Source organism: Dokdonia sp. PRO95 (assembly GCF_000355805.1).
GTDB lineage: Bacteria > Bacteroidota > Bacteroidia > Flavobacteriales > Flavobacteriaceae > Dokdonia.
Genome location: NZ_CM001837.1, coordinates 2,362,150 through 2,377,184, shown reverse-complemented (window position 1 = coordinate 2,377,184; position 15,035 = coordinate 2,362,150). Strand labels below are relative to the sequence as shown.

The window sequence follows — 15,035 nt, the reverse complement described above, 5'->3', positions numbered from 1 at the left end:
TATTTTTGCACCTATGATTGAAGTAAATATCGTCGGTACTGGTAATGTGTCTTGGCATCTTGCAAAGGCATTGGGCTCTCAAAATCAAGCTATACTTATGCAGGTTGCAGGTCGCTCTCATGAAAAGCTCAAAAACTTTAACAATATTGCTCGAGAAACCGTCACTATTGACCAACTCAAACCTGCCGATGTTACGATTATTGCCGTAAGTGATGATGCTATTAAGAGCATCTCTGAGCAGATTCCCTTTGATAACTCACTGGTGGTACATACTTCTGGATTTACGGCGATGAGTACGCTTTCGCGAAAGCATAACAAAGGAGTTTTTTATCCGCTGCAAAGTTTTTCTAAAGAAGACACATCGATAGACTTTACCGAAATCCCTATTCTCATAGAAGCCGATGATCAAAAAGATGAAAAAACCTTAAAGACCTTAGCAGCGATTATATCAAATAATGTACAAGTAATAAATAGTGAGCAACGCAGGCAATTACACCTTGCTGCAGTATTTGCAAATAATTTTACAAATCATTGTTACACCATTGCTCAAGAACTTTGTGACGTACACGGTGTTCCTTTTGACACCTTGTATCCACTCATACAGAAAACTACCGAAAAAGCATTACACCAAGGACCTAAAAACAGTCAGACAGGTCCTGCAAAACGTGATGACAAACAGGTCATTGACCAACAGATTAATTTACTTACTGATCCTGATCATACAGCGGTTTATAAAAACATAACTAAAGCGATTACACATTTCTATGGAAAAGAGTTATAAAGAATACCTACACCAGATTACTACGTTTATTTTTGACGTAGATGGAGTACTTACAGATGGATCATTACACATTACATCAAATGGGCAGATGCATCGCACCATGAATGTAAAAGATGGCTATGCTATGAAAGCTGCGCTAGAGGCTGGATACAACCTATGTATCATAAGCGGTGGTACTGACGAAGGTGTACGCTCGAGACTTCAAAAACTGGGCATAGAAGATATTGCACTAGGCGCACACCTTAAAATGGAACACCTACAAGCGTATATAGATAAAAAAAATATACGCCTAGAAAACATCCTCTACATGGGCGATGACATTCCTGATTTCCCAGTGATGAAAAAAGTCGGATTACCTTGTTGTCCTCAAGATGCCGTAAAAGAAATCAAAGAAATATCTAGCTATATTTCTCATAAAAAAGGTGGTCACGGCTGTGTGCGTGATGTAATTGAGCAAGTGCTTAAAGTGCAAAACAACTGGATGAAAGAAATAGATGCCTCGGCACACTAAAAATAGATTTGTGGCATATTTAAAAATCATAAGACCTTTTAATCTGTTTATGATTTTTATAGCTCAGCTTATTTTAAAGTTGTCTTTGAGTTATTTGAGAGATGTAGGCACTCAGCTATCTTTTTTAGAGTTTGTGACACTATCTCTCGCTACGCTTTGTATAGCGGCTGCAGGATATATTCATAATGACATAATTGACATTAAAGCAGATCGTATCAACAAGCCTAATGAGGTTTATGTAGTTGACAACATCTCGACACGAAATGCCTATGCCTACTGTATCTCACTGTGGAGCTTAGGAGTTCTATTAGGCATTTATAGTTCGTTTATTTTAGGACATTGGGATTATTCATTACTGTTTATAGGAGTGAGTGTAGCGCTCTATGGATATAACTCATACTTACAAAGAATTCCTATTCTGGGAAACGTTGTAACTAGTGGGCTGGTTGCTTTTTCGCTTGTCATTATATGGTTGTTTGAAGCCAAAGCTCTTGAGCTTTCCGGAGCTGCACACATCCTCACAAAAGAAGGCTACACCCTATTTACTTTTGTTGTGGTACTTGCTTTTATGATTAACGTACTGCGAGAACTTGTAAAAGATGTCCAAGATATAAATGGGGATTATGCCATGGAGTATCGCACATTACCTATAATAATTGGCAGTAAACGCACGATGCTTTTGTGCGCTCTCATTGCACTAGGATTGTTGTTTAATAGTGCATTATTCACATTTATATTTGCAGATGGGTCGCTACCTATCACTATCGTACTATTTATCTTTACAATAATCCCACTAGGATATATTGCCTCCCAATGCTGGAACGCAGAAAAAACATCAGATTATAAATTAATTGCTAGACTACTTAAAGGTTTAATGCTTTTAGGCATTCTCCTTTTTCCACTTATACTAATTATAGAACGCTATGCTTAAAGAAAAACTTAAAAATCACAACCTCATACTTGCCTCAGGATCTCCTAGGCGTCAAGATTTTTTTAAAGAATTAGGACTCGATTTTACTATAGATATCAAACCTGTAGATGAGATTTTTCCAGAAGAGCTTGAAGGACCAGAAATTACAGATCACCTTGCTAGACTCAAAGCTTCTGCATTTTCAAATCTTAAAGCACAAGATATTCTTGTTACTAGTGATACCATTGTTTGGTTTAACGGAGTTGCTTTAAATAAACCTGAAGACCGCGATGAAGCCTATGCCATGATATCTGCACTTTCAGGCAGCACACACGAGGTAATAACATCTGTCGCATTTACTACTGCTACTGCACAAACGGTCATTAATGACACAACAAAAGTGACATTTAAAGACCTCACCGAAGAAGAAATAGACTATTATATAGACAACTTCCAGCCGTATGATAAGGCAGGTGGTTACGGTATTCAAGAATGGTTTGGCTACATTGCAGTGACCAGCATAGAGGGATCTTACTTCAATGTTATGGGAATGCCGCTTCATAAAGTTTATGAAACGTTAATGCTGCTCGCAGACTCATAGTATTTCTGTAATTTTAATATTAAAATTTATATCATGTCTATATCCACAAAACAACATCAAGCATATCGAAGTACATTCTTAATAGGTAGCGCTTTAGTCGTTGTTGCTATGATTTTTGGATGTAAGAACAATGATAAAAATGATACCGCTTTCGCGAAAGCGGACACCGCAACAAGCATTAATACGCTACCAATAGCACAGCGCTCCATCTCACAAGAGTGGAAAGATTACTGGTATGCTGGAACTGCCGAAATCACTAGCTACGACTTACAGCAAGCTCGTTATGGCGAGTTAAGGGAAGGAACAGCAGCACTTATTTTTGTAACTGAAGACTTCTTGCCAGAAAAACAAGTAAAAGCAGATAACCAAGACAACAATAATATCCCTATTATCAAGTTAAATGCTACTAAAAATTTTGTGACAGGCATTTATCCGTATTCCATTATGAGTAGTACATTTTTACCAGTAAATGAGGAGTTGCACGCTATTAAGGTCTCACAAAGTATGCAAGAATGGTGTGGTAATACGTACACACAACTCAATAACAGAGATCAATTTGAGGTGCAGATTCACTCTTATTTTGAAAGCCGAGCAGATGAGGAATATACTTTAGACAAAGCAGTATTAGAAAATGAATTGTGGGCATTATTGCGCATCGACCCTACCTTATTACCTACTGGGAGTTTTACAAGTATTCCAGACGTTTCTTATGCCGCGATGACGCACACTCCTATAAAAGCTTATAATGTTACGGGAAGCTTAACAGCAACTTCATATACGCTCAATTACCCATCACTAGACAGAACGCTTACCATTAATTTTACTAGTGATTTCCCTCACCAGATTGAAGGCTGGGAAGAGACGTATCCAGACGGTCGTGGTGGAGATAAAATGACCACAACAGCTACTAAGATGAAAACAATCAGAAGTGCCTACTGGGGTAAAAAAACTAAAGAGGATGAGGCGTTACGTAAAGAACTTGGCTTATAATGATTAGAAAAAACATTAAAAGAAAGGTAAACGCCTTAGTAAGAAATAATATTACTAGGGAGACCGTAAAAGAAAAACTTTCTCATGCTCCTGGGCACGTCATTTATACAGGTAATAAGGCTGAAAAAGCTGTGAGCATTGATGTCTTTGACTATAACGATGATTATCTAGATGAGGAAACACTTGCACGCCTAGAAGAATATCACAAGGATACCGATGAAAAGACTGTAACTTGGATTAATATTAATGGTCTAAGTGATACTGTTGCACTTACACAAATTGCAGAGCGTTATAAGTTGCACCCACTAGTGATGGAAGACGTTGCAAACACTAGCCAGCGACCTAAACTAGATGATATGGCGACCACCTATTTATCGTCTTTAAAATGCTGTACTATGATGATCAAAATCAGCTCAATGTTGAGCACATAAGTCTCATTCTAGGAAAGACATACCTTATATGTTTACAAGAATATGATGGTGATGTTTTTGACGGAGTGCGAGAACGCATAAGACACGCCAAGGGTAGAGTGCGCTCTAATGGAGCAGATTATCTCACCTATGCGATTATGGATGCCGTTATTGACCATTACTTTATTATCATCGAGCAATTGAGTAATAAAATAGAAGAACTAGAAGATAAAATTTACACAGACACCTCAAAAAACTACTCTCAAGAAATTCAGAGTCTTAAAAAAGAAGTCATACAAGTAAGACGTTCTATATTTCCTTTACGTGAAGTGGTAAATAAGCTTGAAAAAGTAGATAATCATCTTATTCTTAAGAAAACGCAAATATTTGTAAGAGACTTATATGATCACACCATTCAAGTAATCGAGACAGTAGAAGTGTACCGTGATACCATTACTGGACTAATGGATATGAACTCTACTAACATTGCAAACCGAATGAATGAAGTGATGAAAGTGCTCACCATCATTGCTACAATTTTCATCCCTATGACATTTCTTGCAGGTATTTACGGGATGAATTTTGAACATATCCCAGAGCTAGCTATCAAAGGTGGTTACTATTATTTTTGGGCAGCTATGATTGTTATTTTTGTTGCATCACTCATTTACTTTAAGCGTAAAAAATGGCTCTAATTTATGGAATTGTTTAGACCCGAGATCGTACAGAGTGCATTTACACTAGGTGTATTTATAATACTGCGCATCATTATCTCTTATTTTGTGCGCCGCTTTTCTGAGCGTAAAAACAAAGTAAAGAAGCGTGCAAATCTTATTATGAAATATGTAGACGCAGTGCTTTTAATCATTGCGTTCATCATAAGTATACTAATTTGGGGAATTAAAATTAAGGACATTGGAGTCATTGCGAGCTCTGTTTTTGCTATTATAGGTGTTGCCTTTTTTGCGCAGTGGTCAGTGCTAAGTAATCTTACATCTGGCGTGATTATCTTTTTTACACTTCCTTACAAAATAGGTGACCGTATAAAAATTCACGACAAAGATTTTCCTATCATCGCGATTATAGAAGACATCAAGGCGTTTCACACTAATTTACGTACCTCTGATGGCGGACTACACACCTACCCAAACAGTTTAATTCTTCAAAAAGGAATCACACTTGTAGAGGAGGGAATCTCTACAAATATCTTAGAGCAGAATCAACAAATGGACGAGGATGATCCCTTTAATAAGCCGGTATAGATTGTTAAAGAAACCTTAAAGAACTTAGGCTAGCTTTCATATTCGGTATATTTGAGAAGTATCAAACTCCTCATTATTATGCGTAAATCCTATGTGATTTTAGCCCTTTTATTTGTCTTCGCTTTCGCGAAAATATCTGCTCAAGGCATTACAGTCCAACCTGTTAAACCAACGGCTAGCGAGATATACCAAGACCTTCAAAAACTCAACTTTCTAGGCTCCGTACTATACGTCGCTGCTCACCCTGATGATGAGAATACTACCGCTATCTCTTATTTTGCAAACACAGTCAAAGCTAGAACTGCCTATTTATCATTGACTAGAGGTGATGGTGGTCAAAATATTATAGGTCCAGAATTACGCGAACTGCTTGGCGTGATACGTACTAACGAACTACTTGCTGCACGAGCTACAGATGGTGGAGAGCAGCGATTTACACGAGCAAATGACTTTGGATACTCAAAACATCCCGATGAGACGCTGGCTATATGGAATAAGGAAGAAGTTCTAGGTGACGTAGTCTGGGCAATACGAACTTTTAAACCAGACGTGATTATTAACCGTTTTAATCACAGAACACCAGGAAGTACACACGGGCATCATACATCAAGCGCAATGCTATCTGTTGAAGCTTTTGACCTTGCCGGTGACAATTCAAAATATAAAGATCAGTTACAATATACAGACACTTGGAAACCTAGCAGACAGTTTTTTAATACCTCTTGGTGGTTCTATGGAAGTAGAGAAAAATTTGAAGCAGCAGATAAATCTAATCTGGTAAAAGTAGATGTAGGTACCTACTACCCTAGCCTAGGACTTTCTAATACAGAAATCTCTTCACTTAGTAGAAGTCAGCACAAGTCTCAAGGTTTTGGAAATACGGGAAGCCGTGGTACAGAAGACACCTATTTTGAATTATTACGTGGTGAGATGCCAACTAATAACGACGTTTTTCAAGGAATCAATACAACTTGGACACGTGTAAAAGGAGGTCAAGCCATTAAAACATTATTAGATCAAGTTGTGAAAGGCTATGACTTTACTGCTCCAGAAAAGAGTATTCCTGAGCTAGCTAAAGCATATGCACTTATACAACAATTAGAGGATGCTCACTGGAAAGCTATTAAATCTAAAGAACTGCAAGATATTATCACTGCCTGCGCAGGTATTTATCTAGAAGCAGCTGCAAATACTGGTTATGCAACTCTAGGAAGCGAAGTAACATTAAAACTTGAAGCGATAAACAGAAGCATGCAGTCCGTAGTCCTCAACAGCGCAGTTGTTACATCAAGTAATCAACAACTAGCTAGCAACACACCGCTAGCTAACAATACACCACTTTCTACAGAAGCAACAGTTTCCATAGATAATTCTTTTAAAGATACTTCTGCATACTGGTTACGTGAAGAAGGAACATTAGGAATGTACCGAGTAGATGATCGCACTATGATAGGTAAACCAGAAACTCCACAACAAAACACAGTGAAGTTTGACCTCACGATTGCTGGCGTACCTATCACAATAGAAAAATCAATTATCTATAAATACAATGATCGCGTGAAGGGCGAAGTGTATGAGCCTTTTGAAATCGTGCCAGCAGTTTCATCAAAGCTAGACTCGAAGGTTATTATTTTCGCGAAAGCGGAATCAAAAAACATTCCCGTAACGGTAACAGCCCATCAAGATAATTTTAGCGGAACCGTATCTCTCACTGCTCCTAGTGGATGGACCATCACACCAAAAAGTGCAAACGTAGCCATCGCATTGAAAGGCACAGAACAACAAGTTATGTTCTCTGTGACACCTCCTAGCACTGATAGTGAAGGAGATCTCACTCCCGTAGTCACCGCCGGAAATAAATCGTACACCAAGGAGCTTGTAACAATAGATTATGCACACATCCCGTTGCAGTCGCTCTTTTTACCTAACAAAGCAAAAATTGTACGTCTTGATATCGAGCGTAAAGGAGATTATATAGGGTACATTCAAGGTGCTGGAGATGCAGTGCCAGATAATCTCACACAAATAGGCTACCAAGTAGCTATTATAGAACCTAGCACTATCACACCAGAACTACTTGCGCAATTTGATGCAGTGGTTGTAGGCATAAGAGCTTATAATGTAGTAGACGAGATGCAAGCAAAGCAGCCACTTTTACTCGATTATGTCAAAGCTGGTGGAACGCTTATCGCACAATACAATACGTCTGGTCGCTGGGGCAACACAAAAATAGGTGCTCCTTATGAGATGCAGCTCAGTAGAGACCGTGTGACGGATGAGAATAGCGAAGTGAGAATCCTTGCCGAAAATCATCCTATCATGAATTTCCCAAATAAGCTTACTCAAAAGGATTTTGAAGGCTGGACGCAAGAACGTGGCCTTTATTTTCCAAACAAGTGGGATGAAGCCTATACTCCTATTCTCTCTATGAATGATAAAGGAGAAACGGCAAAGGATGGTAGTTTACTAGTCGCTCCATATGGTGAAGGTCACTACATTTATACAGGCTTGAGCTTTTTTAGAGAACTACCGGCAGGAGTGTCTGGAGCTTATAAATTATTTGCAAATATGCTGAGTATAGGAAAGCAAGAAAAGAGCGAGATAAAGCAATGAAAAATGTATCCAAATACCCATGGAAAAAGAAGTACACCATAGTACTGCTGGTTAATCTAGCTTACGTTATCGTGTTTTATCTATTAATGACCTCATTCTCTTAATATGGAAATAATAGACTGGGCAGTACTAGCATTCACGCTCATTTTTATAGTTGTTTACGGCACCTATAAAACACAAGGAAGTAAGAACGCAGAAGAATATATAAGAGGTGGTAATACCTCAAAATGGTGGACGGTAGGCCTTTCTGTAATGGCTACACAAGCAAGTGCCATCACTTTTTTATCTACCACAGGTCAGGGATTTTATGACGGTATGGGGTTTGTCCAGTTTTATTTTGGGCTTCCTATTGCTATGATTGTGATTTGTTTGGTTTTTATCCCTATCTATCACAGGCTAAAGGTTTTTACAGCCTATGAATATCTAGAAAGTCGTTTTGATTTAAAAACGAGATCACTCGCAGCTATTTTATTTTTAATACAGCGTAGTCTCGCTGCAGGGATTACTATTTATGCTCCAGCAATTATCCTTTCGGCGGTATTGGGTTGGGATCTCACTATGCTCAATATTATCATAGGGATTGTAGTGATTATCTATACCGTTTCTGGTGGTACGAAAGCAGTTAGCATTACTCAGAAGCAGCAAATGGCAGTGATTTTCGCCGGTATGGCAATTGCCTTTTATCTCATTCTTGATAAACTTCCGGAGGACATCAGTTTTACAGATGCCTTAAGCATCGCAGGTGCTGGAGAAAAAATGAATCTATTAGACTTCTCTTTTGATTTAAGCAATAGATACACGGTGTGGACTGGCTTATTAGGGGGTACTTTTTTAATGCTCTCCTATTTTGGTACAGATCAGAGTCAGGTGCAACGCTACCTTTCTGGGAAGAATGTAAAGGAAATGCAAATGGGTCTTCTCTTTAACGGAGCCTTAAAAATCCCAATGCAGTTCTTTATTCTCCTAGTAGGAGTTATGGTTTTTGTTTTTTATCAGTTTAATAGTGCGCCGCTACATTTTAACCCTGCCGCGACCGAAGCCGTAAAAACATCAATCTATGCAAGCGAATTTGAATCCCTAGAACAACAACTTGCACAAAACCAAAACAATCAAAAAGAAGCTGCCTTTAATTATGCTCAGGATCCTACTCTAGATATTTATGAAGAAGACGGCACTCAAAAATCCTTAATAGATAAATACGAAGGTATTGATAAAGAAATAAGATCTGTAGGTAAAGTGCTCATAGCAAAAGCCGCTCCAGAGGTAGAAAATAACGACAAGGATTACGTCTTTATACACTTTATACTCAACAACCTTCCTAACGGACTAATAGGCTTACTACTTGCTGTAATACTCAGCGCTGCAATGTCATCTACCGCGTCAGAACTTAATGCACTAGGAGCCACCACCGCTGTAGATCTTTACAAGCGTAATTATAAGGGAACTATGACAGACAGACATTACGTGCGCAGCACAAAAGGCTTTACACTCATGTGGGGCGTGCTCGCAATTATCGTGGCTTGTACGGCAAGTCTATTTGAAAACTTAATCCAGCTAGTAAATATTATAGGTTCTATCTTTTACGGTAATATTCTTGGGATATTCTTACTTGCATTCTTTATCAAATTTGTAAAAAGTAATGCCGTTTTCATAGCAGCACTCATCACGCAAGTAATTATTATTATCGTTTACGGACTCATACATTTTGAGATTATAGAATTCCCGTATTTATGGCTCAACGTTGTAGGATGCGCCCTCGTAATGGGACTAGCAATGCTACTACAAGTAAGCTTTGGAGGTTCTCAAGATGAGTAGCAATGTGTAATTATGCTTTCGCGAAAATGTGATTAATTATGATTAAAGAGACTTTATTATCAGTAATGCTTTATTTTTTTCTTGTTTGCTGTAACTTTTTACCTCCTGAAGCTTATTATGAAGAATCATTTCAATACGCTGAAAAAGATGATTTTAGAAATGCAATAAAAAGTTTAGATAAAGCAATAAATCAGAAACCTAACTTTAGACCAGCACTGTTCAACAGAGCACATTATAAAACTTTATTAAACGATTCTATAGGAGCGACAGAGGATTACAAATTAGTATTAGGTTTTGATCCTGATAATACAGCAGCATATTTTTATATAGCATTAAATTTTCAAACCTTTGGTGAACATCAAATAGCAGTAAACTACTTTAATGAATCACTTAAAACTATTGGTGCTAGAAAAGCTCATATAGACAATGATGGCAACGGAATTGTAATTAATACAAATTGGCATCCTAGATTATATGATAATGATGCTTCATATAATATTGATGATTTAGCGATTCTATATTACAAATCTCTGTCAAATATCCAACTACAAAATTATGATTCTGTTATTGACGATTTGGCAAGGGTAGTAAAACTGAAGGATTACAAGGAAGATGCAACTCGACTCTTAGGTAAAGCATATCTTGGTAAAAGAGATACTATTAATTCTTGTTTAAATTTTGCTAGATCTATTAAATTAGGTAATCAAGAATCAAGAATGATATTCAGACAGGTGTGTATGAATAATGATTAAAATCACAAACAACGATGACCAACTGGGCAATACTAGGCTGTGGAAAAATAGCTGACAAATTTGCGAACGATGTACAACTTACTCAAGGTGCACATCTTTATGCTGTAGCAAGTAGAAATCTTGACAATGCAACGGCTTTTAAGGATACTCATAACGCGACTATCGCATATGGTAGCTATGAAGAAATGCTTCTAGATCCTAAAGTAGATATCGTTTACATTGCTACACCTCACATGTTTCACAAAGAGCAAACGTTTTTATGTCTCAAGCATAAGAAAGCAGTGCTTTGCGAGAAAGCTTTTGCCATGAATCTTGAAGAAGTTGAGGAAATGATTGCTTTCGCGAAAGCGCAACAAATCTTTTTAATGGAAGCCCTGTGGACAAACTTCTTACCTCATTATCAATTTGTACTTGATACGGTTAAAAATGGAGATTTAGGAAAGATTACAAACCTTACTGCCGATTTTGGTTTTGATGCAATTTATGATGTAAATGCCCGACTGTATAATAAATCACTTGGTGGCGGTAGTTTACTAGATGTAGGCATTTACCCAGTGTTTACCGCACTAACACTTTTAGGATATACTGAAAATATAAGTGCTCAGGCTTTAATAGGTCCCACAGGTGTAGATCATCATTGCTCCATGCAATTAGAATATCCTAATCAATTAGAAGCAGAGTTATTTTCGGCTATTGATGAGAAAACAGACACTACTTGTAACATTACTTTAGAACATGGCGAAATACAGATAAACAGCCGTTTTCATGAGCCAACCAATGTGACGATCATTACCAATGGTACTTCAAAAACATATGATTTCCCAATTCCAAAAGGTGTAAATGGGTATCATTATGAGATACTGCACTGCCAGAAAATGCTGGAAAGTAATAAAATAGAGAGTGATATTATGACTTTCCGCAAGAGTACAGATCTTATTAAAATGCTAGATAACGTTAGAAAAAATATTGGACTAGTATACTGATAAATAGCTGCAAACGGATTTAGATTCCAAATTTTTACAGTTCGGTCATTGATTTTTACAGTTGGGTAATGGAAGATTGTTTTCGCGAAAGCGTGATGATACATTTACATCATCAACAAAAAACAATAACTATCTAATACTACCAATTATGAGAACAATTATCTTTTTATTACTCGCAGCTGTTTCAACAATTTCTTTTGGACAAGAAACAAAAGGAGTTACCATCACGGTAACCATTCCTAACTTAACTAATAATGACGGTTCTGCCTCTGCAGCACTATATAACGAGGCAACTTTTATGAAGGCAGCGCCTTTGGCTTCTCAAGCAGCAACACCAGAAAACAATAAGGTTACCTTAGTTTTTGAAAATGTACAACCTGGAGATTACGGAATTATAACGCTACATGATCAAAATGGAAATAACCGTATGGATTTTGAAGCAAACGGGATGCCTAAAGAAGATTATGCAACTTCTGGTAGTGGTACAGGCTTTGGACCTCCTAGCTGGAACAATGCAAAATTTACGGTAGGTACAGAAGATGTACAACTAGAAATTAAAATGTAATATTAGTTTCTTCATATGACAAAGCCAGCAGTAATCTGTTGGCTTTTTTTTGCTATAAGAAAAAACTTATAAATTGATGTTGTACATAGGTACACTCAATGATTTTCTTACTTTTGTGTTATAAATTACAACATGACTATCACTCAACTCAAATACGTGCTTGCGGTAGCAGAGCACCAAAATTTTACTAGAGCAGCGCAAAAGACATTTGTTACTCAGCCCACGCTAAGTATGCAAATACAAAAGCTTGAGGATGAACTAGACATCCTTATTTTTGACCGTAGTAAGAAGCCCATAGAACTTACAGAAATAGGATCAAAAATTGTACACCAAGCACGTAATATTGTTAACGAGGCAAATCGTATTACTGATATTGTAGATCAACAAAAGGGCTATATAGGAGGAGAGTTTAAACTGGGAGTGATCCCTACAGTAATGCCTACGCTACTTCCTATGTTTCTCACTAATTTTATAAAAAAATACCCAAAGGTTAAACTCAAGATTGAAGAGCTTAACACAGATCAAATCATGGAAAAGCTTGAGGAAGGTCATCTAGACGCAGCCATTGCTGCTACTCCTCTTGAAAACCCTATGATTAAAGAGAGACCTCTTTATTACGAACCCTTTGTTGCCTATGTACCACAAAATCATAGACTCAACAATAAGGAAATCTTAGAGACCACAGATCTAGATATGCAAGACATGCTTGTACTTGAGGACGGACACTGTTTTAGAGATGGTGTAATAAATCTATGTGCAACACCTAGAAATATGAATAATGAGAAATTCTCATTAGAAAGTGGAAGTTTTGAAACGCTCGTTAAACTAGCAAATGAAGGATTAGGTATGACGCTTTTACCTTACTTGCACACACTTGACATACCTGTAAAAGAGCAAGAGCTTTTTAAATCATTTAAAGAACCTTCTCCAGCTAGGGAGATAAGTATTATCTATCATAAGAGCGAACTTAAAATACAAATTATAGAAGCCCTAAGGTCAACCATTGCTGGCGTAGTAAAAGGTGCTATTACCTTTCAAAACGTTCAAATTATAAGTCCTATTTCAAAATAAGACTTATAATTTTATAGTAAAAAAGCCCCAATAATGGGGCTTTTTTTATGGTTTTAAATAAATTAGACAATGACCGAGATCAGGATTGGTTTTAATCAATGCATTGATCCAGATTCTAAGTTCATCTATTTCATAAGGTAATAGTCGTTTAATTGCTTTCTCTAATTCTTTACAAAATAGTGAGCTATCAAAACTTACCTTATCTAAAATAGTTTTTGTGTATTCAAACATTGCTCTCGCCATATTCGAAGGGTTTTATAGGGTTAGATTATAAAAAGTAGTTTGATGCTATATGCGTTATTTTATAATATTGAACTCACTAAATATAAGATATAAAAAGGGATAATACACGTGTTTGAGTATATTTCGCTCTCTTAAAATTAAGTTAAATACTTGTTAAATAGGAAGTTGCAAGCCCCGCTAGAATCGACTATCACCATCGAGCAAATCTCCTAAACCACCTAGTATAGAGCCTTCACCTCTTTGTTTACCTCCCGTCTTTGGAGCCATAGCCAGCACACGATTTGCAAGACGACTAAAAGGAAGTGACTGTATATACACAGTTCCAGGACCACTTAATGTGGCAAAAAAGAGCCCCTCACCACCAAAAATGGTATTCTTAATACCTCCTACAAATTCTATATCATAGTTTACTGTACTATCAAAACCGATAATACACCCAGTATCTACTTTTAAACGTTCTCCTGGAGCAAGCTCCTTTTTAAGCGTAGTTCCTCCAGCATGTACAAATGCAATACCATCACCTTCTAGACGCTGCATGATAAAACCCTCTCCACCAAAAAGACCTCTTCCTAACTTACGTGAAAACTCTATACCGACAGAAACACCCTTTGCCGCACAAAGAAATGCATCTTTCTGGCAAATAAACTTCCCTCCTATTTTATCAAGGTCTATTGGTATTATTTTACCCGGATAAGGTGATGCAAAACTTACTTTCTTCTTACCAACTACATCATTGTAAAAGGCTGTCATGAATAAGCTTTCTCCTGTAAGTAAACGCTTTCCTGCTCCAAAAATCTTACCCATCACACCAGTATCCTTTGCAGAGCCGTCACCAAAAATGGTTTCCATGCGTATTCCTTCTTCCATCATCATAAAGCTACCTGCCTCGGCAATTACACCTTCTTGCGGATCTAACTCTACCTCTACATATTGCATCTCTTCTCCAAAGATCTCGTAGTCTATTTCATGTGCATTCATACTTGTTGTTTTTTTGATTGTGTATCTATAGGTAGCTATAAGCTCTTACTTGTTACAACCATACAAGCATAAAAAAAGCCCAAAGATTTCTTTGGGCTTCATTATGAATAAAAAAATTATTTATTACAGTGGTTGTAATGTAAATGATCTTGCAACAGTAATTACATGACACTCATCTTCCTCTACCATAAAGGTCTCTGTAATGATGGTCTGGAAGTTATCTTTTTGAATAATTAAGAAATAACTTCCCGTACGCTCATCTGGTCCTACGTATACTCCAGGACTTTCTTCTGTAAGCGTAGCCTCAAACTGCTGATCTTTAGCCACTACACTTACTCCTTCTAGTAAAGAATTATCTTCAGTATTTCTTACGGTAATTCTAAAGGATGGCACCACTTCAGTAGTACAAATCTCTACGATTGGGTCTGGTTGATCATCATCTCCACAAGAAACAAACATCAGCAAACAGCATACAACAAGTAAATATTTCATAGACTCTAATTATTTTTTACTAAGATACTTCTTTTACAATACTACTTCAAAACGTAAA

17 protein-coding genes are annotated in these 15,035 nt (G+C 37.2%); 14 read left to right on the top strand and 3 right to left on the bottom strand.

Annotation, left to right across the window (positions count from 1 at the left end; translation table 11 throughout):
* Positions 1 to 13 precede the first annotated feature (13 nt).
* The 14 genes from D017_RS10805 (at position 14) to D017_RS10745 (ending at position 13,264) form a co-directional block, all read left to right on the top strand.
* A complete protein-coding gene (locus tag D017_RS10805) occupies positions 14 to 781 on the top strand; it encodes a DUF2520 domain-containing protein (RefSeq protein WP_035336499.1) in 768 nt (255 codons plus the stop codon).
* The gene (locus D017_RS10800) at positions 765 to 1,292 is read left to right on the top strand and encodes an HAD-IIIA family hydrolase (RefSeq protein WP_035336496.1); all 528 of its coding nucleotides are present in this window, start codon (positions 765 to 767) and stop codon (positions 1,290 to 1,292) included. The genes D017_RS10805 and D017_RS10800 overlap by 17 nt, the downstream gene beginning before the upstream one ends.
* A gap of 10 nt (positions 1,293 to 1,302) precedes the next feature.
* Complete coding sequence (locus tag D017_RS10795) at positions 1,303 to 2,223, top strand: geranylgeranylglycerol-phosphate geranylgeranyltransferase (protein ID WP_160164971.1); 921 nt, start codon at positions 1,303 to 1,305, stop codon at positions 2,221 to 2,223.
* Positions 2,216 to 2,803 (top strand): Maf-like protein, encoded by a 588-nt coding sequence (locus tag D017_RS10790; RefSeq protein ID WP_035336493.1) that lies wholly within the window; start codon positions 2,216 to 2,218, stop codon positions 2,801 to 2,803. Before D017_RS10795 ends, D017_RS10790 begins: the two co-directional genes overlap by 8 nt.
* 33 nt (positions 2,804 to 2,836) lie before the next feature.
* Positions 2,837 to 3,793, top strand: coding sequence for a hypothetical protein (locus tag D017_RS10785; protein ID WP_035336492.1), 957 nt, complete (start codon positions 2,837 to 2,839; stop codon positions 3,791 to 3,793).
* Positions 3,793 to 4,224, top strand: coding sequence for a hypothetical protein (locus tag D017_RS15580; protein WP_343215419.1), 432 nt, complete (start codon positions 3,793 to 3,795; stop codon positions 4,222 to 4,224). Before D017_RS10785 ends, D017_RS15580 begins: the two co-directional genes overlap by 1 nt.
* Positions 4,179 to 4,898: a magnesium/cobalt transporter CorA gene (gene corA / locus D017_RS10780; protein ID WP_343215418.1), complete on the top strand. Its 720-nt coding sequence runs from the start codon at positions 4,179 to 4,181 to the stop codon at positions 4,896 to 4,898. The genes D017_RS15580 and corA overlap by 46 nt, the downstream gene beginning before the upstream one ends.
* 3 nt (positions 4,899 to 4,901) lie before the next feature.
* A complete protein-coding gene (locus D017_RS10775; protein ID WP_035336490.1) occupies positions 4,902 to 5,465 on the top strand; it encodes a mechanosensitive ion channel domain-containing protein in 564 nt (187 codons plus the stop codon).
* A 78-nt stretch (positions 5,466 to 5,543) separates the two neighbouring features.
* Positions 5,544 to 8,078 (top strand): PIG-L family deacetylase, encoded by a 2,535-nt coding sequence (locus tag D017_RS10770; protein ID WP_035336489.1) that lies wholly within the window; start codon positions 5,544 to 5,546, stop codon positions 8,076 to 8,078.
* 105 nt (positions 8,079 to 8,183) lie between these two features.
* Entirely contained in the window at positions 8,184 to 9,893 is a 1,710-nt protein-coding gene (locus D017_RS10765; RefSeq protein WP_035336488.1) for a sodium:solute symporter, read from the top strand.
* A 38-nt stretch (positions 9,894 to 9,931) separates the two neighbouring features.
* Positions 9,932 to 10,645 (top strand): hypothetical protein, encoded by a 714-nt coding sequence (locus D017_RS10760; protein ID WP_035336487.1) that lies wholly within the window; start codon positions 9,932 to 9,934, stop codon positions 10,643 to 10,645.
* A gap of 14 nt (positions 10,646 to 10,659) precedes the next feature.
* The gene (locus D017_RS10755) at positions 10,660 to 11,628 is read left to right on the top strand and encodes a Gfo/Idh/MocA family oxidoreductase (protein WP_035336484.1); all 969 of its coding nucleotides are present in this window, start codon (positions 10,660 to 10,662) and stop codon (positions 11,626 to 11,628) included.
* 148 nt (positions 11,629 to 11,776) lie between these two features.
* A complete protein-coding gene (locus tag D017_RS10750) occupies positions 11,777 to 12,193 on the top strand; it encodes a DUF2141 domain-containing protein (RefSeq protein ID WP_035336483.1) in 417 nt (138 codons plus the stop codon).
* A gap of 132 nt (positions 12,194 to 12,325) precedes the next feature.
* The gene (locus D017_RS10745) at positions 12,326 to 13,264 is read left to right on the top strand and encodes a hydrogen peroxide-inducible genes activator (RefSeq protein ID WP_035336482.1); all 939 of its coding nucleotides are present in this window, start codon (positions 12,326 to 12,328) and stop codon (positions 13,262 to 13,264) included.
* 45 nt (positions 13,265 to 13,309) lie between these two features.
* Here D017_RS10745 and D017_RS15485 read toward each other — a convergent pair whose 3' ends face one another.
* The 3 genes from D017_RS15485 to D017_RS10730 all read right to left on the bottom strand — a co-directional run bounded on the left by D017_RS15485 (position 13,310) and on the right by D017_RS10730 (position 14,977).
* Entirely contained in the window at positions 13,310 to 13,507 is a 198-nt protein-coding gene (locus D017_RS15485) for a hypothetical protein (protein ID WP_035336481.1), read from the bottom strand.
* Positions 13,508 to 13,684: 177 nt separating this feature from the next.
* Positions 13,685 to 14,485 (bottom strand): TIGR00266 family protein, encoded by an 801-nt coding sequence (locus tag D017_RS10735; protein ID WP_035336479.1) that lies wholly within the window; start codon positions 14,483 to 14,485, stop codon positions 13,685 to 13,687.
* Positions 14,486 to 14,608: 123 nt separating this feature from the next.
* Positions 14,609 to 14,977 (bottom strand): hypothetical protein, encoded by a 369-nt coding sequence (locus tag D017_RS10730; protein WP_035336478.1) that lies wholly within the window; start codon positions 14,975 to 14,977, stop codon positions 14,609 to 14,611.
* Positions 14,978 to 15,035: the final 58 nt, after the last annotated feature.